Origin of the sequence: Caballeronia sp. SBC1, from assembly GCF_011493005.1 — a bacterium.
Taxonomy (GTDB): domain Bacteria; phylum Pseudomonadota; class Gammaproteobacteria; order Burkholderiales; family Burkholderiaceae; genus Caballeronia.
Map to the genome: position 1 here is coordinate 744,592 of NZ_CP049158.1, position 23,329 is coordinate 767,920.

Here is a 23,329-nt window from a genome sequence, read left to right on the forward strand (position 1 = left end):
CGCGATGAGAAGCGCGCATGACCTACAGTAAAGCGAACACTAGTCAGGAGGCAATCCCTCGTAAGGAGGGCATCCGTTGAGGGGCGACAGCGACAAGCAACAGCGCGGCACGGAATCAGCGATTGCGACGTTGACCACACAAAACTGACCCAGAACGCTCCCGCGATTGTCGAATTACTGATAGATGGCCGCTGCCACCTTTCTGCCACTCTTCGTCATTGCTGAAATTCAGTCTGATGACAAATGCCGCGCGGGGTCTTCGATATTTTTAACGCCAAGCATGCATTCGTGGCACTGTAATCTAACGCTGTTAGGATTCCGACTCCCTTCCACGTCATATAGTCACATGAAAAAGACCCTTCTCGCCGTAATCACCGCCGCTCTGACGCTTGGCGCCTTTTCATCCGCTTACGCAAACGATCACCACCGCGTATGCCACAAAGTGAAGGTGCATGGTCACTGGCAAACCCGCTGTCATTAACCGATGCATGGGCGGCGCTACTAGAGGCCGCCTCAAGAGGGCACTCTCACCCTCGCGTCGAACGGCGATGCTTCCTTCAGCCACTCGATAGATTGGCGAATCGCTGTGACGCTGGCCGTCTTGATGGTCGCAGGAGGACTGATCAGGGAGACGTTTTACCTCGTTTTACCTCGTTTTGCCTTTTCCCCAGACCATTCAATGGGTGACGGTTTTGCCCCGCTCTACGGCTGGGTGTTCGTTGCGCCGGCGCCCGGCTTGACGCTACCGTCGGGCTGCGGGACTTCAAGCGGCTTGACTTCGACGGGCGCGGTGCCATTTTCTTTCAAACCGAGCTTATCGGCGGTCTTGGGCGATACATCCACGATTCGATTCTTGACGTAGGGACCGCGATCCCTGATTTCGACCACCGCGTTGCTGCCGTTTTCCAGATTCGTGACCCGGGCTTTGGTGCCAAGCGGCAAAGTCTTGCTCGCAGCGACATTCGATTGCGGATTCATGCGTGTACCGTCGGCCATTTTCTTTGAGTAAAACTCCCGGCCGTAGTAAGAGGCCTTGCCCTTGCGTGCCTTGCCGGAGCGGTCAAGACCGGCGTGCCGGGCTGCCTTCGAACTTGCCTGTGAGGAATCGATGGATGTCTGCTTTTGCGCGGCAACCGCCGTGCTCAGGGAGTAGGACAGGACCAGGAACAGAAGCATTCGAAGCTTGCGTCTTCGACCAGGCTGTAAATGGGTGTGATTGACGGGGTCGATGTGGTCGCCAGGCTCGTACATGGGCAATCTCAGCGCTGTCTCAACCGGTACCGATTGCGTGTTCAGGCGCATCAGTTCCGCTTCGGGGAGACGGCCCGGCAGCCGATTCTTCGTGGTATGAAGGTCATTTTTCATTTGCCACTCCTCTCCAGCCTGTCAAAAGCAGTAGGCACGTGATTCAGCGAAAGCAACGGCTGAATGATGGATGCGAATGATGGACATAAGCGGGGTATGGAAAAGCCTGTCACGCCAAGCCGGGTTGTCTGTACGGCATCGAACCGAGGTCCGTCAATACACGAGCCGCTGCCCGAATTTAATCAACCACGTCCGAGAATATCCCCAGTTCGGAGAACCGCGCGCAGAGCCGAGCGCCTGGTTTAGTCGAAACACCGCCTCGTGCGTTCCGGCTTAAGGATAGGCGATCGAAATTCCCCATTAGCCGACTGAACATTTCTGCATCACTTTTAAAACACCCTACGAATGCTTATGCAACCTTGATTTTGCGTGCCGCAAAAGCGGGGTTTCAAATGGCGTCATGAAAGCCGGATGCGCCTCCAGCAAGGGATTGAACAGATGAAAGCGTTTGCGCGATTAATCGGACGGATGGCGCCGGTTCGATCATGCATTGTTCAAGAGTGAATCAAAAACAATTTCATCCCCACTGTGTGCTGCTGCATATTCCGGGGCGCCCTATGCTGGCATTGGGTTTTGGGTTCCTGGCACGGTCCTCGCTTTATGTGTGGTACAGCACTAGCCAACGTCGATATTCAATATCAAGCAAACGACGTTGCCTGATCTGCTTACGGGGCTGGTCGCAACACGTCTTCGATGAATGCCGTCAGATGCATCACGAAACGCGGAGTGGACCAGTATAAAAATATGGCGCACAGCGCACAAATACGAGAAGAAAAATCATGTTGAACCTTCAATCCGACCTGCACGGCAATCATTTGTTGGGCGCGCTTCCGGCGCAAGAATGGCAAGCTCTCACGCCTCATCTGGAGCTCGTTCAGCTTCGCACGGGCCAATTGCTTTGCGATTCAGGACAACGCATCCATCACGTGTATTTCCCAACGACGGCCATCATCTCCCTGCTTCACTCGATGGAAGACGGCAGCTCGGCGGAAATTGCAGCGATCGGCCGTGAAGGCATGACCGGCGTTCCTATCCTGACCGGCGGCGATACCATGCCGACGCGCGTCCAGGTTCAATGCCCGGGCTTTGCTTATCGCATGAGTGCCTCCGCCTTGCGCGAGCAGTTCAATCGCTCGGATTTCCTGCGCCGCCTCATGCTCCTGTACATGCAAGCCCTGCTGACGCAGGTTGCGCAGACCGCCGCCTGCAACCGTCACCACTCGTTGAGCAAGCAGTTGTGCCGCTGGTTGCTGATCGAGATTGACCGCACGCCATCGAACGAATTTCAGGTGACGCAACAGATGATTGCCGACATGTTGGGCGTGCGTCGCGAAGGGGTGACGGAAGCAGCAGGAAAGCTTCATGACGCCGGCCTGATCCATCACAGCCGTGGTTGTATCAAGGTGCTCGATCGTGCAGGCCTGGAAGCCCGTGCGTGCGAATGCTATGGCATCGTCAAGCGTGAGTTCGACCGGATGCTGCCGCGCGTGCGCCAGGTCGAGGAAGTCTGCTAAGGGTTGTCCTGTCACCGCGGAGAGCTGGTCGCGCGGATCGGAAAATGAGCCGGAAAGTGAGTCGGAAGGGCGGGAGGATAGTCGTCTCGTCAGTGCCGAAAAGAGCGCCGAAAAAGTAAGGCCGCGTGTCGATCGACCAGGCGATCGTTGTCCGCATGCATGTGTCGGCTGATTGTCGAGGTCATCTTCGCGGCAGTCGCCTCGGCGCATTCGATTGCGTCAGTTGCTCGACCATCATGCGGGCGGGAGCAGGCATATTCTCAAGGTCGCGACACACAATATTCAAAGGGCGACTGGACCACGGCTCATCCAGAGGAATGCTTACCAAGCGCGATCTTTCATGCTCCGGTATGCCCACTTCCGGCAAGATGCCTATCCCCAGGCCGGCGGCGACCATATTGCGCACCGCCTCGAAATTCGTCACCTGGATTCGGAGCTTCAGTCGCCTATTGGCTGCTTCGGCCGCGCGCGTGCAAAGCGTATGGATCGATGCGCCTTCCTGCATCCCCACATAGTCGTGATCCAGCGTCTCATTGAAGCCGATCGATTTTCGTGACGCGTAAAGATGACCAACCGGCACCACGAGGAACAGTCGATCCACCCTGTATGGCAAACAGGTCAGCCTCAGCGAAGGATCCGGCACGGCGCATATGCCGAAGTCGACAACCCCGTTTTCGACCATTCTCACCACGACGTCGCTGGTTTTTTCCACCAACTCAATCCTGACTTCCGGGTGTTCGCTCGTGAAGCGGCGCAAGTCGTCCGGCAGGTAATGCACCATCGCCGTGTACGTGACTGACAGCCGTACGTGTCCACGAATACCGCCGGAGTACTCACTCAACAGCGTATCGATTTGTCTGAATTGCTCGAAAATCTGCTTGGCATGACTGTACAGTGCGTCGCCCGCGGGCGTGGGCAGAACACCCCGGCTATGACGGTAGAAGAGTGCGGAGCCGGCGTCTTTCTCGAGATCTGAAATCCGTTTGCTCGCGGCGGATGCCACCAAATGAAGCGCCCGCGAGGCCGTGGCAATGCTTCCTTCTTCCACGACCGCCATAAAAACCCGAAGGGACTCGATATCGATGCGCATTGTGGCTCGAAGAGGGAAAGGCGTCACCCATCGCCGTAGACGATGGCTAGATTCGTGAGAAAACAATGGTTGAGGCTAATGCCCAATACTATGATCTAGCCTCGCCAAAGCATTATCGCACCCCGCAAAAGCCCAACGTGGCACGAGGCAGGCACCGTTCGGCATCGCGAATGGCCGCCTGGGCAGACCTCCAGATAATAAAATTGAGATAGCGTCATGAATGACATCGTAAACGAATCACTCTCAGCGCCCGTGCCGTCTGGCAAGTGGTACGCGCGCTTGACCAAAAAGCACTGGCTCACCCTGAACGGTGCATTTCTTGGATGGATCTTCGATGGCTATGAAGCGCTTGCCCTGATCATGGTGCTGCCCGCATTGATGCATTCGGTGTTGACGGCTGGCCAGATGAGTTCGCTGCCGCTTTACGCCGGGTTGGTGATCGGGATCACGTTGCTGGGATGGGGGGTAGGCGGCCTGGTTGGTGGCGTACTTGCCGACTATGTCGGGCGCAAGCCGATGATGATGTGGTCGGTACTCATGTACGCGTTGCTGACCGGATGCACGGCATTCTCGGGCAATCTGATTTACCTGTGCGTTTTGCGCTTCTTGACGGGCCTCGCCATGGGCAGCGAATGGAGCACAGGTATCGCGCTCATTGCAGAGACATGGCCGCGTGACGCAAGAGCCAAAGGTGCTGGCTTTCTTCAATCCGGATTTGGCTGGGGCACGCTCATTGCGGCCGTGATCTGGTACGCCTTGTCGAGCTTCAATCCATTCGGTGCGGACAACTGGCGTGTGATGTTTGTCGTCGGCGCATTGCCCGCATTTTTTGTTTTGTATATTCGGCGTGGCGTGGACGAATCGGAGCAATGGCAGCAAGCGGTGCGCAATAAGCAATGGAGCGCAACCGGTACCAGCGACGCGAGCAACCGCTCCACCAAGCGGCCCTTTACCTTGAAGCAGGTGTTTAGCGAGCGCGAGTCCGTTCGCCGAATTGTACTGACGACCATACTGTCCATCGTGACGATAGTAGGCTGGTGGGCAGTCTCAAGCTGGCTGCCTGCACGCACGGCAGAATTGGCGGCACTGGAACATGTTGTCAATGCCGGGCACTGGATCTCGTCGGTATCGATTGTCTATACGGTAGGTGCCATTCTTGCCTATATGCTTTCGGGCTTCATCATCGATAGCGTAGGTAGGCGTTGGTTTCTTTTTCTGGGCTTTACCGGTTCGCTGGCGACAACCGTCCTGGCCTATGGCTGGATCAGTTCTGTGGAAGGCATGCTGGCCATTTCCGCGATCAACGGATTCTTTACGCTGGGTTGCACGTTCGCCTGGCTCGCTATCTATCCGGCCGAATTATTCAATGCGTCCGTCCGTTCGACCGCGACGAGCTTCGTGTTCAATTCCGCCCGCCTCATTGCCTGGATTTTCCCGATTCTCTCCGGTTCGATGATCAAATCCTTTGGCGGTGTATCCCATGCCGCACTGATGTTCGGCTCCGTGTATGTCATCGGCATGATTCTTCCCTGGTTCCTTCCGGAAACAAAAGACATCGGCTTGCCCGAGGATCTTGATTCTCATGGCGCGCACGCTGCGCGCAGTTAGGAGCAGTTCATGGGTCGCACGCTGTATGACAAGATATTCGACGCCCACGTCGTCCGAAGCCAGGCGGACGGCACCGTCTTGCTCTACGTTGATCGCCACCTCGTGAATGAGGTCACGAGCCCACAAGCGTTCGAGTCGATGCGTATTGAGGGGCGCGCGGTCTGGCGTCCACGCGCCAACCTCGCTGTCGCGGATCACAACGTGCCCACGACTGACCGCTCACACGGCATTGAAGACGCTATCTCCCGTACACAGGTCCTGGCCCTCGAAGACAATACCGGCGCGAGCAGTATCAGACACTTCGGCATGAACCATCCGCAACAAGGCATTCTTCATGTGGTTGCGCCGGAGATTGGAAGCACGCTGCCCGGAATGACGATTGTCTGTGGCGACTCTCATACCAGTACGCACGGTGCGTTAGGGACCCTGGCATTCGGCGTGGGAACGTCCGAAATTGAGCACGTCCTCAGTACGCAAACACTGGTGACGAGGCGCAGCAAGCGCATGCGTATCACGGTTGACGGGGCGCTCCCCGCGGGCTGTACTGCAAAGGATGTCGCGCTTGCCATTATTGGACATATTGGCACGGACGGTGCGACGGGGCATGCGATCGAGTTCGCGGGTCCAGTGGTTCGCAACCTGTCCATGGAAGGTCGAATGACCCTGTGCAATATGTCCATTGAGGCCGGCGCGAGAGCGGGTCTCATTGCGGTGGATGCAATCACGCTGGCTTATTGCGAAACGCGTGCCCTTGCACCGAAAGGTGAGGATTGGGTGCGTGCAAGGAACGAATGGGACCAGCTCTACTCGGACGACGATGCCGTATTCGATACAGAAGTCCGCATCGACGTAACGGCGCTCTCGCCTCAGGTCACATGGGGAACCTCTCCCGAGATGGTCACTGATGTGACGGGCTGCGTTCCAGATCCCGGTTCGGCAGGCGATCATGCAAAGCGCACGTCTTATCTCAACGCACTGAGCTATATGGGATTGGAACCAGGAACGCCAATTACCTCAATCGCGCTGGACAAGATATTCATTGGTTCGTGCACCAATGGCCGCATTGAAGATTTACGCGCCGCGGCCGAAGTACTGGTGAGAATCGGTGGGCGGATCGCCGCCAATATCAAGCTTGCGCTTGCCGTGCCAGGATCGACCGCCGTTAAACGTCAAGCGGAGGAAGAGGGGCTGCACGAGATCTTTCTTGCCGCCGGATTTGAGTGGCGTGAAGCCGGTTGTTCAATGTGCCTGGCGATGAATGCAGATCGGCTCGGCCGAGGCGAGCGTGTTGCGTCTACATCGAATCGAAATTTCGAGGGCAGGCAGGGCGCCGGAGGCAGATCACACCTCGTGAGCCCACCGATGGCCGCGGCGGCCGCATTGAAAGGGCACTTCGCCGATGTCCGCGCTTTGTTGCGAGAAGGTAGATCGTAGAAATGACACCCTTTACTGAGCATACTGGACTGGTGGTCCCGCTAGACCGGGATAATATCGACACGGACGCGATCATTCCAAAGCAGTTCATGAAGTCGATCGCGCGGACTGGTTTTGGGCCTTATGTATTCGATGAGTGGCGTTTCTTTGATGAGGGGTACTACGGGAAGCCCTTGTCCGAGCGAACGTTGAATCCAGATTGCTCACTCAATTTTCCGCGCTTCGCCAATGCCTCCATCTTGCTGACCGGAAAGAACTTTGGCTGTGGCAGTTCCCGCGAGCATGCGCCATGGGCACTGTATCAATTCGGCTTTCGCGTTGTGATTGCGACGAGTTTCGCTGATATTTTCTTCAACAACTGCTGTAAGAACGGCATCCTTCCCGTCGTCCTGGAAGAGACGCGGATCAAGACATTGCGGCAAGCGGTAGAGAACACGATCGGCTTTCGTCTGCGGGTTGATTTGACCACGTGCCAAGTGATGTCTCCGAGCGGCGAGTGCTTTCAATTCGATGTGCCAGAAGCGTTACGCAAGAACCTTCTCGAGGGCATAGACGAGGTGGGCGCGACATTATTGTTCGCGGATGAAATCAGAGCGTTTGAGCAAGCGAGGATAACGCATCGCCCGTGGTTGTGATGGTGTGCGTCCTGCCTTCTCGAAGGATTCTCTGAAACATGGGCATCACGTCTCTCAGGCCGATGAACTCGTGTTCCCCGGCGCAAGCTTGCGGGTACGGTTGCGGCGCTTGTCTCGCCCCTCACCATTGCTGACCCCGCGAATGATCGAGGCGAAGGCACGGGCTGCCGGCGAGCGCGCCTCGCCGGTGCGCCACAGCAGTCCCGGCGAACGCACGGGCGTCGGGCTTTCGAGAGGAATCACGCGCACGTCATCACGCCGCAATGCGTGTTCGGACACGATGGCAGCAATGTTCGTTATGCTGACGAGTTCGATCATCGGTGCAATTGCATTCATCTCGGCAACCACCACCGGCGTCGCGTTAGCCATCCTGAAACACTCTTCGAGGAGGGCGCGAGTAGCGAAGGTGCGCGGCAGCAGCACGATCCGCTGTAAGTGCAATTCGGCCGTGCGAACAAACCGGCGTTGAGCGAACGGGTGCTTCTCGCCTACCGCCAGCAACATTTCTTCGCTATAAAGCGGTTCAAAACGCAACTCCGGCGCGTTCTGCGGCTTGTAGGTCACGCCTATATCCAGTTCCCCGCGCAGAAGCGCCGCGGCTATGTCGTCCCCGGACATCTCGAGTACATCCACGCGAACCGACGGATGACGTTCCAGGAAAAGCGCCATGCAGCGCGGGATGATCCGCATGTTGAACGTGTGGGTCGTGCCAATCCGCACCACACCGCTCATTTCATCGGCCGCAAGACGAACGGTCGAAATACCTTCGTCGACCTCACGTAGCGCGTTCTGAACGCGTTCGAGGAACGCCTCGCCGGTCTGCGTCATGCTCACGCGCTTGTTCTCGCGGTCGAACAGCCGGCAGCCTAATTCATCTTCAAGTTGCCGGATCTGATGCGAGAGCGTTGATTGCGTCACGTGCACCTTTTCCGCTGCGACGGTAAAGCTCAATTGTTCGGCAAGCGCGACGAAGTAGCGAAGGTGACGCAGTTCCATTTGAACTCCATGAAGTGTCAGCATCAGTCAGCATCAATCAGCGCCGATGCGCTCTGACGCGTAGATTATCGATGGCATCGATGGATTGTCAGCTAAAAACATCATTGTTGTCGATGCTGACATCGCCGTAGACTGGCTGCAGCCTATTTAAACCACGGAAGCAGCTCCCCCGGCGTGGCGGGATTCACTACGGACCGAACATGAAAATCGGCAAGGAAACGATACCCCGTACCGCCATCTCAACGTCGAACGAGTACGCCATTGTCGTGCGCGGACGCGATCTCGCGGGCGAACTGATCGGCAAGGTTTCTTTCACGGACTATTTCTATTTGCTGGTGACCGGGCAGATGCCGACGCCGGCAATCACCGCCGTACTGGACGCAACCCTGGTCGCCATCGCCGAACACGGACTCGTGCCAAGCGTGCAGGCGAGCCGGATGACGCTGGCCGCCGCGCCGGACGCCCTGCAAGGGGCTGTGGCCGCCGGCATCCTCGGGTGCGGCTCGGTCATCCTGGGCGCCTCTGAGACGTGCGGCAGGCTGCTGGAAGAGGTGCGGGAGCGTGAACAAGAGGACAAGGATTTCGCGAGCGCCGCGAGCGCCGTTGTCACGGAGTACCGCGCGGCACGACGCCCGATACCGGGCTACGGCCACCCGCTGCACAAGCAGCGCGATCCACGCGTTGCCGCATTGTTCGACGTGGCTGAGCGCAACGGCGCGGACATGACCTATGTCCGGATCGCCGAGGCGATCGAAGCAGTGCTTCCCGACATTTATGGCAAATCGTTGATGCTGAACGTGTCGGCGGCGATTCCGGCAGTGCTGCTCGGCGTAGGCTTCCCGGCGGCCGCTCTCAAGGGTGTGCCGATTCTCGCGCGCACGGCGGGCCTCATCGGCCACCTCACGGAAGAGTTGACGCGCTCGATCGGCTTCGCGCTGTCCTATCAGGCCACCCGCGACCTGGTGTACGACGGCGACCTGCCTGAAGGTTTCGTGCCGGACGCCTGATTTATTCGAACGATTTTTCCGCTGTCGCCAATGAGCGCGAACGGCACATGATTGGAGCGGTTGCATGACAAAAGTTCTCGAGGGCGTTCGCGTGCTGGAGCAGGGTACCTTCATTACCGGCCCCGCGGCCGGTATGCTGCTGGGCGATCTTGGCGCGGATGTCGTCAAGATCGAACAGCCCGGCACAGGCGACCCGTTCCGGGCGTTCAAGGGTGGCCTCTACAGTCCGCATTACCAGACCTATAACCGCAACAAGCGCAGCGTCACCCTGAACACCAAGGACGCGCCGGATCTCGCGCTCTTCGATGCGCTGGTCCGTGACGCGGACGTGTATATCCAGAACTTTCGTCCCGGTGCGGCGGAGCGGTTGAATACGGGCTACGAGCGGCTTCGGGCGATCAACCCCCGGCTCATCTATTGCGCGATAAGCGGGTTCGGCCAGACCGGGCCAGCCGCCAACCGGCCCGCTTACGATTCGGTTGCGCAGGCAGCGAGCGGGTTTCTCGGCTTGCTGATCAATCCAGAGAATCCGCGCGTGGTCGGCCCGGCGATCGCAGACTCGCTGACCGGTTTCTACGCGGCCTACGGCATTCTCGGCGCGCTGCATGAGCGGCACCGGACGGGCGTTGGCCGCAAGGTGGAGGTGTCCATGTTGGAGGCAATGAGCCATTTCAACCTCGATGCCTTCACGCACTTCTATTCAGCCGGCGAAGTGATGGGGCCGTACAGCAGGCCCAGCGTATCGCAGTCCTATGTGATGCAGTGCGCGGACGGCAAGTGGCTCGCGCTGCATATGTCGTCCCCGGAAAAATTCTGGACCGGCTTGGCGAACGCTATCGAACGGCCGACGTTGCTGGACGATCCGCGCTTCGCAGACCGGGCCGGTCGCATTGCCCATCAGGAAGATCTGATCGCCTTGATGAGCGGCATTTTCTGTCAGCGTGATCGTGCGTACTGGTGTGAGCGCCTTGAGGCGAATGACGTCCCGCATGCGCCGATGTACGACGCAAGCGAGGCGCTCGAGGATCCGCAGGCGAAGCATCTGGAATTGCTCGTGCAGGCCGAGCATCCGACAATGGGCAGCTTCCGCACGGTTCGTCCGCCGGTGACTTTTGACGGCGCACGCTCGACCGATGTCATTCCGCCGCCAACGCTTGGCGAACACAACGAAGAAGTGCTTGGACCCTTGCGGCAGCGTTTCGCGGACCACCAGACACAATGACGCCCCTGGTGAGGCGGATGGCCTGGAAGAGCGACGCTTGCACGTTCGCATGAACGACTACTAGAAACAGAAACGGAGACCCGGTATGGAAACGACCAATGGCTTGCTGGCGCAAAAGGGGGCGGCCGGTTCGCCGCTTCCGGCGGACCGGAGCGGCGCGATCGCAGTCGACGCGGAGAAAACGTTCGGCCGCATTGCGCGCAGGCTGATCCCGTTCCTTTTTCTTTGCTACGTCCTTAACTATATCGACCGGGTCAACATCAGCTTTGCGCATCTGCAGTTCAGGGCCGATATCGGTTTGACCGAAGCGTCTTATGGGCTCGGCGTCGGCGTGTTTTATATCGGCTACGTTTTGTTTGAAGTGCCCAGCAACCTCCTGCTTCGCCGTATTGGGCCGCGTCTGACCATCGCGCGGATCATGGTGCTATGGGGACTCGTTTCGCTGTCGATGATGTTCGTGCAGAACACAACGCAGTTCTACATCGCGCGGATCGCGCTTGGTGTGGCCGAGGCAGGTTTTTTCCCGGGCGTCGTGTATTACCTTACCTCGTGGTTCCCGGAGCGCCATCGCGCGAAAGTGTTGTCGGCGTTCGTTCTAGGCATTGCGGTTGCCGGTATCACGGGCGGTCCGGTCTCGGGATGGATCTTGAGCCACGCCGAGGGCTGGCATGCATTGCACGCGTGGCAATGGCTGTTTCTTCTGGAAGGGATTCCGCCGGTGTTGGTGGGCATTTGCGCGCTTTGGTATTTGCCGGATTCAGCCGAAAGCGCAAGCTGGTTGTCGCCCGAGGAAAAAGAGCTGGTCGCGCGTGAACTGGCAGGTAACGGTAACAGGGCCGGTGCAACGGGCCGAACCCAGCATTTCGGCGCGGCTTTGCGCAGCTGGCGCGTCTATGTCTGCGCGTTCGGTTACTTCACGATCACGTGGGCAGGTAGCGTGCTGAACTTCTGGGCACCGTCGGTGATCCGGCAAGTAGGCGTTTCCAGTCCATGGCATATCGGGCTGGTGTCAGCGGTGCCTTATCTGATTGGCGCAGTCGGCATGATCCTGGCGAGCCGTCACTCCGACGCACGCAACGAGCGCCGCTTGCATTTTGCCTGCTGCGCGTTGCTGGCGTCAGCGGGAGCGGTCATGCTCGGCGCCGCGCACGCGTCGTTCGTGCCGGCGATTGCCGGGCTGGCGCTGGTCGCCATTGGGTACCTCGCATGCACGGCGATCTTCTGGACGATTCCAGCGCAGTTCCTGTCCGGTACGGCATCCGCAGGCGCCATTGCATTGATCTCCAGCATTGGGCAGCTTGGCAGCTTGATGGCGCCGGCTATCATCGGCAAGCTGACCGCGATCACCCATGAGATCAGCGCGGGCTCCTATCTCGCGGCCATGGTGCTGGCTTGCGGCGCGATCGTGATCGCCGTGTTCATGCGCGAGCGCGCCGAACGATAAGGGGCGCCTCTTACGGGTCCTGGATGTACATCCGCGCCGTGGTCGGCCTCGAAACGACCATGGCGTTACTAGCGTCCCTGGTCTCTGAGGCGAGCGGCGTGCCACGATAGCGATTCGAAGAAGACACAAGACGGTCGCACGGCCCATCGGCTAGACGCCCCGCGCTTATTCGCCAGCCGCTGATGTCTGGCCGAGCATCACTTCTCCAGTTCAGCGAACAGCCAATCCTGGAAGCTACGCAGCTTTGGCAATTCCACTCGCGACTTCAACAAGTTCAGCGTATAGCCGTTCACATGTAATCCGTCGAAGCCGAACGGGGCAACCAGCCTCCCGGTTTCCAGTTCACGTTGCGCCAAAAGCAGGCTCTCCAGGCACACCCCCAGACCGTCGACCGCCGCGCTGATCGCCATGAACGAGCGGTCAAAGCGCGGCCCGCGTCCAATGTCGAGCCGGATCTTGCGATGCTGGCGCATCCAGTCACGCCAGCCGACGAGACACCCTTCACTATGAATCAGCGGATGGTGCTGCAAGTCGGCGACGCTGCGCAGCGGATAGTCGCCCGCCATGAGCGCCGGCGCGCACAGCGGAACGATCGTCTCGGGCGGCAGTTCGAGCACCATCGTGCCGGCCGGCTGCAATTTCCGTGGACCGTAGCGGATGTCGATGTCGACTGCCTCCGAAATCAGGTTCATCGCCTCTGACGACGCGTTCAAACGCACATCAATGTCCGGGTGCGCCGCGCTGAAACGCGCGATGCGCGGCATCAGCCATTGAGTCGCAAAGCTCGGTGTGGAATGGATTGTAAGGATGTCGCTTTTCGCGACCCGGCCGATCTCGCGGGTCGCCGCGTCAATCCGCGCAAACGCTGAGGTTATTTCCTCCGCGTATTGCCGCCCGGAGTCCGTCAGGATCACCGTGCGATGCAGCCGATGAAACAGACGAATGCTCAATTGCTCTTCGAGCAGCTTGATTTGATGGCTGATGGCGGAGGGCGTCACGAACAGTTCTTCTGCTGCGAGCGCGAACGACGAGAGCCGCGCGGCAGCTTCGAATGCTTGTACCGACTTGAGGGTGACGCGATTGTGCATGGCAGCATCAAGGTGAATTCAATTCATCCATTGACCATCTTAATTCGTTTGAGCGCTGCTTGGCGGGAGATTACGCTTGAATCACTGGCAGCGGCGTCGATACGACCGATCCAAAGAACCCCCGCGCAACCCTGTTGCACGGGACCGGAGTAGCGAGCTTTGCACGAACTCCGATCGACAGGAGATAAAAGTGAACACTAAGGAAACCGCGCCCTACGCCAAGCTCGCGGAGCACGCCTATCAGATCCGCCGCAACGCGCTGCGCATGGGCGAGGTGCAGGGGCAGGGCTACATTGGTCAGGCGCTCGATATTGCCGACGTGCTGGCCGTCGCTTATTTCCGCGCGATGCGCTATCGCGCCGATGACCCCGAGTGGGAGGGCCGCGACCGCTTCCTGCTATCCAACGGCCATTACGCGATCGCGCTATACGCGGCTTTGATCGAGGCCGGCATCATCGCCGATGAAGAGCTGGAGACCTATGGCAGCGACGACAGCCGTTTGCCTATGTCCGGCATGGCGAGCTACACCCCGGGCATGGAGATGTCCGGCGGCTCGCTTGGGCAGGGGCTGACGATCGCGGTCGGCCGTTGCCTGGGTCTGAAGCGCAAAGGCTCGGACGCATTGGTCTACACACTCTTCTCCGACGGCGAACTGGATGAGGGCGCGGTATGGGAAGGCCTGATGTCGGCCGCCCACTGGAAGCTCGACAACCTGATCGCAATGGTCGACGTGAACAACCAGCAGGCGGACGGACCCTCTTCGACGGTGATGGCGTTCGAGCCGCTGGTCGACAAGCTGCTTGCGTTTGGATGGTTCGTGCAGCGCGTGGACGGCAACGATCTTGCCGCCGTTGTCGAAGCGTTCGATGCAGCGCGCGCCCATCCGGAAGCGCAACCCCGGATCATTGTCTGCGATACGCGTATGGGATGTGGCGTGCCCTTTCTCGAAGCACGTGAGAAGAACCACTTTATCCGCGTCGATGCGAACGAGTGGCAACTCGCGTTGCAAGCGCTGGAAGCCGGGAGAAATGCATGAGCACCGCCGCACCGAAACCGCGTTTGAAAACATCGGCGATGATTGCCTCGATCGCAGGCGAAGGGCAGATCACCCGCTCTGCTCCGTTCGGTCACGCACTGGTCGAGCTGGCGCGCAACCGTCCGGAAGTGGTCGGCATGACAGCCGATCTCGGCAAGTACACCGACCTGCATCTGTTCGCGAAGGAATACCCGGAGCGCTACTACCAGATGGGCATGGCCGAACAACTGTTGATGGGCGCTGCGGCCGGCATGGCGCACGAAGGCGCGCAGCCGTTCGTCACCACCTATGCGGTGTTCGCCGCGCGCCGCGCCTACGACTTCATCCACCAGGCGATTGCCGAGGACAACCTCGATGTCAAGATCGTCTGCGCCTTGCCCGGCCTTACGACCGGCTACGGGCCGAGCCACCAGGCGGCCGAAGACCTCGCGCTGTTCCGCGCGATGCCGAACCTCACGGTGATCGACCCGTGCGATGCGCTGGAAATTGAGCAGATGGTGCCGGCGATCGCCGACCATCGCGGGCCGGTGTATGCACGGCTGTTGCGCGGCAACGTGCCGGTCGTGCTCGACGAATACGGCTACCGGTTCGAACTTGGCCGAGCGAAGCTGCTGCGCGACGGTGCCGAGGTGCTGATCATCTCGACGGGGATCATGACCATGCGCGCGCTGGAAACGGCCAAGGCGCTGGCTGCCGATCGTGTTGATGTGGGCGTGCTGCACGTGCCGACCATCAAGCCGCTCGACACCGCCACGCTGCTGCGCGAAGCACGCCGCTCTGGACGCCTCGTGGTGGTGGCGGAGAACCATACGGTGATCGGCGGGCTAGGGGAGGCCGTCGCAGCAGTACTCCTGACTAACGGCGTGGCGCCGCCGTTCCGTCAGATCGGACTGCCCGACGCGTTTCTCGACGCGGGTGCGCTGCCGACCTTGCACGACCGTTACGGTATTTCGACCCAGGCGATGTGCGACACGATCAAAGGCTGGCTGCGGTAGATATCGATTTTAAGTATCGGATAACTTAGCAAACACTAAACATCACATTGAGGAGATCAGCATCATGTCAGAGTCACATCTACTCGACGGCAAGGTCGCCGTCATTTCCGGCGGCGCGTCGCCGCGCGGCATCGGCATGGCGACCGCCCGCATGTTCGCGGCGCACGGCGCCCGCATCGCCATCTTTGATCTCGACGAAAATGCAGCCGTCGAAGCCGCTGCGTCTATTGGGCCAGAACATCGCGGCTATGTATGCAACGTGACTGACCGTATTGCGTGCCAGGCCGCTGTCGAACGTACTGTTGCTGATTTAGGTTCAATAGATATCCTGATCAATAATGCAGGCATTACCCAGGCCGCCAAGCTGCTCGATATCGATCCGGAAAGCTGGGACCGTATCCTCGATGTCAACCTGCGTGGTGTGTTGTACTTGTCGCAAGCAGTCGTCCCGCAGATGAAGAAACAGAAGAGCGGCTCGATCGGCTGCATGTCGTCGGTGTCGGCCCAGCGCGGCGGCGGCATTCTCGGTGGTCCGCACTACTCGGCGGCGAAAGCCGGCGTGCTCGGTCTGGCAAAAGCAATGGCGCGCGAACTCGGCAACGACGGCATCCGCGTGAACTGCGTGACGCCGGGCCTGATCCAGACCGACATCAACGCGGGCAAGATCAGCGACGACAAGCGCGTAGAAATTCTGGCCGGCATTCCGCTCAACCGCCTGGGTGTGCCCGACGATGTAGCCGGCGCATTCCTGTTTCTCGCGTCGAACCTGTCGTCGTATATTACCGGCGCGGTGATCGATGTGAACGGCGGCATGCTGATTCACGGCTGACGCCCTTGCGCAGAACGGGCCGTCTGGCGGGAGACTGGACGGCGGCGATGAAGACCTCGTAGTAAAGAACATACGACCGCGGCGAGCGACACGTGCAGCCGCCGCGGTTCAGATTCGAAAACTATAACGACACGCCATATTGGAGGAAGACACCATGACCACCCGTTCAAACGCCCCTCAGGGCATCAGCCGCCGCACCTTTCTGAAGGCCGGCGCCACCTTGTCCGCGGCCGCCCCGTTATGGAGCATCTCGCGCCGCGCGATGGCCGCTCCGGAGTTTTCGTACAAGCTCGCGACCGGCCAGGACCCGACGCATCCAGTCAACATCCGCGCCCAGGAGGCGATCAACCACATTCGCGAAGCGACCAACGGCCGCCTCGATATCAAGCTCTTTCCGCAGAATCAGCTTGGCTCCGACACCGATCTGCTGTCGCAGGTGCGCAATGGCGGTGTGGAGTTTTTCAATCAGGCGTCCTCGATTCTGGCGACGCTCACGCCCGCTGCTGGCATCGTCAATACCGGCTTCGCGTTCAAGGACTACGACGCGGTCTGGAAGGCAATGGACGGCGATCTCGGCGCCTATATCCGCGCGCAGATCGCGAAGTCGGGCATTGTCTCGGTGAGCAAGGTCTGGGACAACGGTTTCCGGCAAATCAGTTCATCGACCCGGGCGTTACGCGCGCCGGCCGATCTGAAAGGCTTCAAGATCCGCGTGCCGCAAGCGCCCATGTTGACCTCGCTGTTCAAGGCGCTCGATGCAGGGCCAGCGCCGATCAATTTCAACGAGCTGTATTCGGCATTGCAAACCGGCGTGGTGGAGGGCCAGGAAAATCCGCTGCCGATCATCGCGACCGCCAAGCTCTATGAAGTGCAGAAGTACATCAGCCTCACCTCGCATGTGTGGGACGGTTACTGGATTCTCGGCAACCAGACCGCATGGATGCGCCTGCCGGCTGACATCCGCGCAATCGTCACGCGCGAATTCGAGAAGGCCGCGATGCTGCAACGCGCAGATATCGCCAAGCTCAGCACCTCATTGCGCGTCGACCTGAAATCGAAGGGCATTACCTTTATCGATGTCGACCGCGAAGCCTTCCGTGGCGCGCTGGCCAAGACGAGCTTTTATCACGACTGGAAAGCCAAATACGGCGACGAGGCGTGGGGGCTGCTGGAGAAGTCCGTCGGAAAACTGGGGTAAAGCGATGATCTCGATCTCCTATTCGCACGAGCGGCAGCATCGGTTTGCCTGCGCGCTCGACTCCGCGCTCGGTCATCTGGTGGAGATTCCCGCCGCCTTGCTGGTGCTCGCGGAAATCGTCGTGCTGCTGGCCGGCGTGACGAGCCGCTATGTGCTGCACGCGCCGCTCGTCTGGTCCGATGAACTCGCGTCCATGCTGTTCCTGTGGCTCGCCATGTTAGGCGCCGTGATCGCCTTGCGGCGCGGCGAGCACATGCGCATGACGGCGCTCGTCGGCATGGCGCCGCCCGCTGTACGCGCCTTTCTCGACGTGGTCGCGATCGCCGCGCCGATCGCGTTCCTCGCCATGGTGATCGGCCCGGCGATCAGCTTCGCGCAGGACGAAGCGATCATCACTACGCCCGCGCTCGAACTATCGAACGCATGGCGTGCCGCCGCATTGCCGATTGGTTCTGCGCTGATGTTGCTGGTGGCGGTAGTGCGGCTCGCCCGCATGGGCAACTGGCGCTTGACGCTCGGTGCGATCGCAACGGTCGGCGCGCTGGTCGGCGTCTTCATTGTGCTCGGACCGCTGTTGCGTGATCTCGGCAATATCAACCTGCTGATCTTCTTCGTCGGACTGGTGGCGCTCGGTGTGCTGAGCGGTGTGCCGATTGCATTTTCGTTCGGGCTCGCAACCTTTGGCTATCTCGCGCTGACGACCAGCACGCCGATGCCGGTGGTGGTCGGCCGGATGGACGAGGGCATGTCGCATCTGATCCTGCTCTCCGTGCCGCTCTTCGTGTTCCTCGGCCAGTTGATCGAGATGACCGGCATGGCGGCGGCAATGATCGCGTTCCTTGCGAGCTTGCTGGGTCACGTGCGCGGCGGACTGTCGTATGTGCTGGTCGGTGCGATGTACCTGGTGTCGGGCATCTCGGGGTCGAAGGCCGCGGACATGGCAGCCATCGCGCCGGTGCTGTTTCCGGAGATGAAAGCGCGCGGCGCGAAGCCCGGAGATCTGGTGGCGCTGCTTGCCGCGACGGGTGCGCAGACCGAGACGATTCCGCCGAGCCTGGTGCTGATCACGCTCGGCTCGGTCACCGGGGTCTCGATCTCCGCGCTCTTCACCGGCGGCATGTTGCCTGGCATCGTTTTGGCCATCACGCTGTGCGCGGTGGTGCATTGGCGTTATCGGCGTGAAGATCTCTCGGACGTCAAAAGAGCGAGCCGTGGCGAGATCCTCAAGAAGCTGGTGATCGCGATCCCTGCGCTCGCGTTACCGTTCGTGATCCGCATGGCGGTGGTCGAAGGCATCGCGACGGCGACCGAAGTATCGACCATCGGCATTGCCTATGCGGTGCTGGCCGGGTTGCTGATCTATCGCCGCTTCGAATGGAAACGGCTCAAGCCAATGCTGATTGACACGGCGAGTCTGTCAGGCGCGATTCTGCTGATCATCGGCGCGGCGACGAGCATGGCCTGGGCGTTGACGCAATCGGGCTTCTCCGGGCAGCTCGCGCAGACTCTCGGCGCTTTGCCCGGAGGCGCCGCGATGTTCATGGCCGCGTCCATTTGCGTGTTCGTGATTTTGGGCAGCGTGCTCGAAGGCATTCCGGCGATCGTGCTGTTCGGCCCCTTGATGTTCCCGATCGCGCGGCAGATGGGCATACACGACGTTCACTATGCGATGGTCGTGATCCTCTCGATGGGCGTGGGCCTGTTCGCTCCGCCATTCGGCGTCGGGTACTACTCGGCCTGTGCGGTCAGCCGCATTCATCCGGACGAAGGCATGAAGCCGATTCTTGGCTACATCGCCGCGCTGATGGTCGGGCTGATCGTGGTCGCCGCGGTGCCGTGGATTTCGACGGGCTTCCTGCATTGAATTTTTGACTTGATCCTTTGAAGCGCCTGGCCGCTACGGCGTGGCGTAGTTTTTCCAACCTGATTTGTTTGATTACCACCGCCCCGCATCGCGAGGCGGTGGCGAGGAGCCTTTCGTCATGTCCACAACCGAAGCCCAGCCCGCGATGCACATTGCTGCACCTGCGCCATCGCTGCCGCCAGCAACGGAGGAATCTCAAATGCCGCTGGCCGATGCGATCCGCTTCCTCTCTATTGATGCGATCCTGCGCGCTGGCGAGGGCCATCAGGGCGTGCCGCTCGGCATGGCCGAAATCTCGACCGCGCTGTTCACCCGGCATCTGAAATTCAATCCCGCCGATCCAACCTGGTCCGACCGCGACCGCTTCGTGCTGTCCAATGGGCACGGTTCGCTGCTGCTGTATTCGCTGCTCTATCTGACCGGTTATGCGGCCATCGGGTTGGACCAGCTCAAGACCTTTCGTGACCTTGGCTCGCATTGCGCGGGGCATCCCGAGTACGAACCGGCGCACGGTATAGAAGCCACCACCGGTCCGCTCGGCCAGGGTATTGCGAACGCATTCGGCATGGCGATCGCCGAGGCCTATCTCGCGGCAAAATTCGGCAGCGAACTTGTTGACCACTACACGTATGCGTTCGTCGGCGATGGTTGCTTGCAGGAGGGCATCGGTCAGGAAATGATTTCGCTGGCCGGGCATTTGCGGCTGGGCAAGTTGATCCTGTGTTGGGACGACAACCAGATCACCGACGACGGCAGCACCTCGCTATCGATCAGCGAAGACGTCTGCGCACGCTTTCGCGTGGGCGGCTGGCATGTCGTGGAAGTCGACGGTCACGATCTTGAAGCGGTGTCAGCTGCGCTGACGATCGCGCGACAGGATCCGCGGCCGTCTATGATCGCGTGCAAGACCATCATCGGCTGCGGCATTGCGCGTTTGCAAGGGCAGCGCGGCGGTCATAGCGGTAAGCTGTTCCAGGCGGATGCCGACGCGGCGCGGGAACAGCTCGGCTGGCCGCATGCCCCTTTCGAGGTGCCTGAAGACGTCTTGAGCGCATGGCGCGCGGCGGGGCGCCGCAGCCATCGTGAATACCATGAATGGCAGGCGCGCGTTGCCGCATTGCCGCACGCGCAACGCGTCGAGTTCGAGCGCGTTCAGTCCGGCCAGTTACCGGACGGCTGGCGCGATGTGCTCGGCGATTACCGCAAGCGCACCGTGGAGCGCGACGAGCCGCAGTCTGGCATCGCGCTGTCGGGCGAGATCAGCGACCTGCTCGTGCCGATGCTGCCGGAACGCATGGTCGGTTGCGCCGATCTCGAAGCGCCGACCGGGCACAAGCGCCAGTTGCATGCCTTCACCGCCGACGACCGCAGCGGAGCTTACGTTCACTGCGGGGTGCGCGAACATCTGATGGGCGCGATGGCCAACGGGATGGCCGCGCACGGCGGCATCATTGCGACCAGCGTCACCTACCTGGCGTTCTCCGACTACCAGCGGCCGGCGATGCGGATGGCCGCGCTCATGGGCTTGCCGGTGCACTTCGTGTTTAGCCACGACTCGATCGGCGTCGGCAAGAACGGCCCGACTCACCAGCCCGTCGAGATATTGGCTTCGTTGCGCGCGATGCCGAACATGCGCGTGCTGCGTCCTGCCGACGCGGTGGAGGCGGCCGAATGCTGGGCACTTGCGCTCGAACACCGCGACGGCCCGAGTACGCTGGTGTTCGCGCGCCAGACGCTGCCGCTCGTGCGCCGCACGCACAGCGCCGAGCCGCTGTCGCAGCGAGGCGCGTATGTGCTGGCCGAGGCGGAGGGCGGGCCACGTGCGGTGACCTTGCTCGCGACTGGCTCGGAAGTGGTGCTGGCGTTGCAGGCGCGCAGCCAGCTGCAGAACGAAGGTATCGCAACCGCTGTTGTGTCCATGCCATGCTGGGAGATCTTCGACGAACAGGACGACGCTTATCGCGCGGCGGTTCTGGGTTCGGGCACCGTGCGCGTTGGTGTGGAGGCGGCGCTGCGTTTCGGCTGGGACCGTTATCTGGGCGAGCGGGGCGGGTTCGTTGGAATGACCGGCTTCGGCGCGTCTGCCGGTGCGGACACGCTATACGAACATTTCGGCATCACGGCCGGCCATGTCGTGGCAGAAGTGAAGCGACTTCTGTAGGAATGCAAATTCATCCTTCCCAATACGTCGGAGTTCGGCGCCTCGGTGATTGCCGAAAAATCCGGGCCGCTATCTGTGCTTGCCAGATTGAACACGCAGGCAGCGAGTATGGATGCGTAACCGCGAGTATTGGCGCGGCGAGCGGTAACCCCCAGGCCGCGCACGATGTGACCACGGTGATCAACGCTGCCGACGAAGCCTTGTACGAGGCAAAGGCGACGGGCCGCAACAAGGTATGGACTGCCCGGGCGTGATGTGCCCGATCAAAACCTCGGTGAGCACAACATCAAGATTGCCGACGACCCTGGCGGCGCGAGCTGAAGGCACCACAAAGGGAAGGGCGGCGCGTTTTCGGGAAAATCTCCCGCCTCGATCCATTGTCAAGCGGCGACATGATGGGCTAAGTTGGTCTATGGGTCCGCGATGTCCGAAGACGACCGGCGCACGGTGCAAAGAAAAATGGGCGGAGACGAACATGCATCTGAAAAAAGCCACGGCGTGTCTGGCGCTTGCATCGGTGGGGATGCTTGGCGCAAGCCTGGCGCCAGCTGCGGGGCCGACGGCTTATGTGACGAGCGAGACGGCGGGGGTTGGCGTGATCGATCTTGATCAGATGACGCTTGCGAAGACGTTCTCATTCGGAGACGATGGTCCCCGCGGCTTGAGCCTGACTGCCGACGGACGCCGCCTTCTGCTGGCCAACAAGAAGCCGGGCGATCTGTCCGAAGTCGATACAGCGACCGGCAAGGTGCTGCGGCGCGTGAAGATCGGCCAGAATCCAGAGTTTGTCCGGGTATATGGCGGCTACGCCTACGTGACCTACGAGCCCGGTGAGAATGGCGGGCCGGCTACGGGTGTGCCGGGATCATCAGGAGCATCAGGAGGGGATAAAGGCGGCCCTTCGGGCGCCGGGAAGGACGATGACAACGCGAACGAGCCTCCGGCGGAAATTGCAATTGTCGACCTGAAGACCCTGCGGGTGGTTCGTTCGGTGAAGAGCGGGCACGAAACGGAGGGCGTGGAGTTCTCGGGCGATGGCAAGGAACTTCTGGTGACGAACGAGGGCGACGACACGGTCTCGGTGTATCACGTCGGCACGGGTGCGCCGCTGCGCACCCTGAAGCTGGACCACGGGTCGCGCCCGCGCGGCATCAAGCGTTCGCCGGATGGCACGCAATATGTGGTTACGCTGGAGAACGCAAACAAGTTCGTTGTGCTTGACGCCCGAAATTTCAAGGTGCTTAAGACGATCGACACGCAGCTTGGTCCCTACGGTGTTGCGTTCGATCCTGCCGGCAAGCGCCTGATGGTCGCGGCGGCGCGCGGCAAGATGTTGCAGGTGTTTGACGCAAAGACCTTCGACCATATGACCGATGTACCGGTGGGCTTGCGCTGCTGGCACTTTAGTTTCACGCCAGACGGGTCGAAGATAATGCTGGCGTGCGGGCGTTCGAACGCGGTGTATGTGTTCGACGCCACTAGCTATCAGCCGATCAAGCAGATCGAAGGATTGCCGCTGGCGTGGGGCATCGTGACGTATCCGCGGAGCGCCGGGACGATTGAATAGCACGGTGGTTTCGTTCGCACTCGGTCGGGGTTGGTGGCGCGTTGCTAGGTTCTGGGTTAGTGGTCGGAGTCAATGCCAGGTTGCTAGGTTCCTGCGTTAGCGGTCGGGGTCAGTGCCGGGTTGCTAGGTTCTGGGGTAAGCGGTCGGGGTCAATGCCGGGTTGCTGCTTTCGGCTTTAGCGGTCTGCAAGAGTCGGATTTTCTCTTTATCACTATTAGCCACTGCGCGTGGCGGCGCGTCATTTCTTTGTCCAAAGCGACAAAGAAACGAAGCAAA

The 23,329-nt window shown here is 60.3% G+C and carries 19 protein-coding genes; 15 read left to right on the plus strand and 4 right to left on the minus strand.

The features are described from left to right. Nucleotides 1-702: 702 nt before the first annotated feature. Complete coding sequence (locus SBC1_RS30255) at nt 703-1,365, minus strand: septal ring lytic transglycosylase RlpA family protein (RefSeq protein WP_241202372.1); 663 nt, start codon at nt 1,363-1,365, stop codon at nt 703-705. 779 nt (nt 1,366-2,144) lie between these two features. Here SBC1_RS30255 and SBC1_RS30260 point away from each other — a divergent pair. Further along, complete coding sequence (locus SBC1_RS30260; RefSeq protein ID WP_165103689.1) at nt 2,145-2,879, plus strand: Crp/Fnr family transcriptional regulator; 735 nt, start codon at nt 2,145-2,147, stop codon at nt 2,877-2,879. Nucleotides 2,880-3,060: 181 nt separating this feature from the next. Here the strand turns inward: SBC1_RS30260 and SBC1_RS30265 are convergent, their stop codons facing one another. Further along, complete coding sequence (locus SBC1_RS30265; RefSeq protein ID WP_165103694.1) at nt 3,061-3,969, minus strand: LysR family transcriptional regulator; 909 nt, start codon at nt 3,967-3,969, stop codon at nt 3,061-3,063. 216 nt (nt 3,970-4,185) lie between these two features. Between SBC1_RS30265 and SBC1_RS30270 the strand changes: the two genes are divergently transcribed. Genes SBC1_RS30270 through leuD form a run of 3 tightly spaced genes read left to right on the plus strand, consistent with a single transcriptional unit; the run spans nt 4,186 to nt 7,646 of the window. After that, nucleotides 4,186-5,577 (plus strand): MFS transporter, encoded by a 1,392-nt coding sequence (locus tag SBC1_RS30270; RefSeq protein WP_165103697.1) that lies wholly within the window; start codon nt 4,186-4,188, stop codon nt 5,575-5,577. 9 nt (nt 5,578-5,586) lie between these two features. Beyond that, nucleotides 5,587-7,011, plus strand: coding sequence for a 3-isopropylmalate dehydratase large subunit (leuC, locus tag SBC1_RS30275; RefSeq protein WP_165103701.1), 1,425 nt, complete (start codon nt 5,587-5,589; stop codon nt 7,009-7,011). A gap of 2 nt (nt 7,012-7,013) precedes the next feature. Continuing rightward, nucleotides 7,014-7,646, plus strand: coding sequence for a 3-isopropylmalate dehydratase small subunit (gene leuD, locus SBC1_RS30280; protein ID WP_165103704.1), 633 nt, complete (start codon nt 7,014-7,016; stop codon nt 7,644-7,646). A gap of 54 nt (nt 7,647-7,700) precedes the next feature. Here the strand turns inward: leuD and SBC1_RS30285 are convergent, their stop codons facing one another. Further along, nucleotides 7,701-8,642 (minus strand): LysR substrate-binding domain-containing protein, encoded by a 942-nt coding sequence (locus SBC1_RS30285; RefSeq protein ID WP_165103707.1) that lies wholly within the window; start codon nt 8,640-8,642, stop codon nt 7,701-7,703. A gap of 200 nt (nt 8,643-8,842) precedes the next feature. Here SBC1_RS30285 and SBC1_RS30290 point away from each other — a divergent pair, with 200 nt between their 5' ends. The 3 genes from SBC1_RS30290 (at nt 8,843) to SBC1_RS30300 (ending at nt 12,315) form a co-directional block, all read left to right on the plus strand. Beyond that, complete coding sequence (locus SBC1_RS30290; protein ID WP_165103710.1) at nt 8,843-9,649, plus strand: citryl-CoA lyase; 807 nt, start codon at nt 8,843-8,845, stop codon at nt 9,647-9,649. Nucleotides 9,650-9,713: 64 nt separating this feature from the next. Next, on the plus strand, nt 9,714-10,871 hold the full coding sequence (locus SBC1_RS30295; RefSeq protein ID WP_165103713.1) for a CaiB/BaiF CoA-transferase family protein: 1,158 nt from the start codon (nt 9,714-9,716) through the stop codon (nt 10,869-10,871). Nucleotides 10,872-10,956: 85 nt separating this feature from the next. Next, nucleotides 10,957-12,315 carry an MFS transporter gene (locus SBC1_RS30300; protein WP_165103717.1) on the plus strand — a complete coding sequence of 453 codons (1,359 nt, stop codon included), beginning with the start codon at nt 10,957-10,959 and terminating at the stop codon, nt 12,313-12,315. 197 nt (nt 12,316-12,512) lie between these two features. On the opposite strand, the gene gcvA is transcribed toward SBC1_RS30300, so the two are convergent. Then, the gene (gcvA, locus tag SBC1_RS30305) at nt 12,513-13,403 is read right to left on the minus strand and encodes a transcriptional regulator GcvA (RefSeq protein WP_165103720.1); all 891 of its coding nucleotides are present in this window, start codon (nt 13,401-13,403) and stop codon (nt 12,513-12,515) included. 190 nt (nt 13,404-13,593) lie between these two features. Between gcvA and SBC1_RS30310 the strand changes: the two genes are divergently transcribed. From SBC1_RS30310 to SBC1_RS30345, 8 genes are all read left to right on the plus strand, one after another. Then, on the plus strand, nt 13,594-14,439 hold the full coding sequence (locus SBC1_RS30310; RefSeq protein WP_165103723.1) for a transketolase: 846 nt from the start codon (nt 13,594-13,596) through the stop codon (nt 14,437-14,439). Further along, nucleotides 14,436-15,434, plus strand: a complete 999-nt coding sequence (locus tag SBC1_RS30315) for a transketolase family protein (protein WP_165103728.1) — start codon at nt 14,436-14,438, stop codon at nt 15,432-15,434. Before SBC1_RS30310 ends, SBC1_RS30315 begins: the two co-directional genes overlap by 4 nt. Before the next feature lie 64 nt (nt 15,435-15,498). Further along, nucleotides 15,499-16,263, plus strand: coding sequence for an SDR family NAD(P)-dependent oxidoreductase (locus tag SBC1_RS30320; RefSeq protein ID WP_165103731.1), 765 nt, complete (start codon nt 15,499-15,501; stop codon nt 16,261-16,263). A gap of 154 nt (nt 16,264-16,417) precedes the next feature. After that, a complete protein-coding gene (locus SBC1_RS30325; RefSeq protein ID WP_165103734.1) occupies nt 16,418-17,461 on the plus strand; it encodes a TRAP transporter substrate-binding protein in 1,044 nt (347 codons plus the stop codon). Nucleotides 17,462-17,465: 4 nt separating this feature from the next. Beyond that, nucleotides 17,466-19,325: a TRAP transporter large permease subunit gene (locus SBC1_RS30330; RefSeq protein WP_165103737.1), complete on the plus strand. Its 1,860-nt coding sequence runs from the start codon at nt 17,466-17,468 to the stop codon at nt 19,323-19,325. Nucleotides 19,326-19,470: 145 nt separating this feature from the next. Continuing rightward, nucleotides 19,471-21,486, plus strand: a complete 2,016-nt coding sequence (tkt, locus tag SBC1_RS30335) for a transketolase (protein WP_241202410.1) — start codon at nt 19,471-19,473, stop codon at nt 21,484-21,486. A 2-nt stretch (nt 21,487-21,488) separates the two neighbouring features. After that, entirely contained in the window at nt 21,489-21,740 is a 252-nt protein-coding gene (locus tag SBC1_RS30340) for a GGDEF domain-containing protein (RefSeq protein ID WP_370469698.1), read from the plus strand. Nucleotides 21,741-21,961: 221 nt separating this feature from the next. Next, nucleotides 21,962-23,053, plus strand: coding sequence for a cytochrome D1 domain-containing protein (locus SBC1_RS30345; RefSeq protein WP_241202373.1), 1,092 nt, complete (start codon nt 21,962-21,964; stop codon nt 23,051-23,053). The last annotated feature ends 276 nt before the right edge of the window (nt 23,054-23,329 follow it).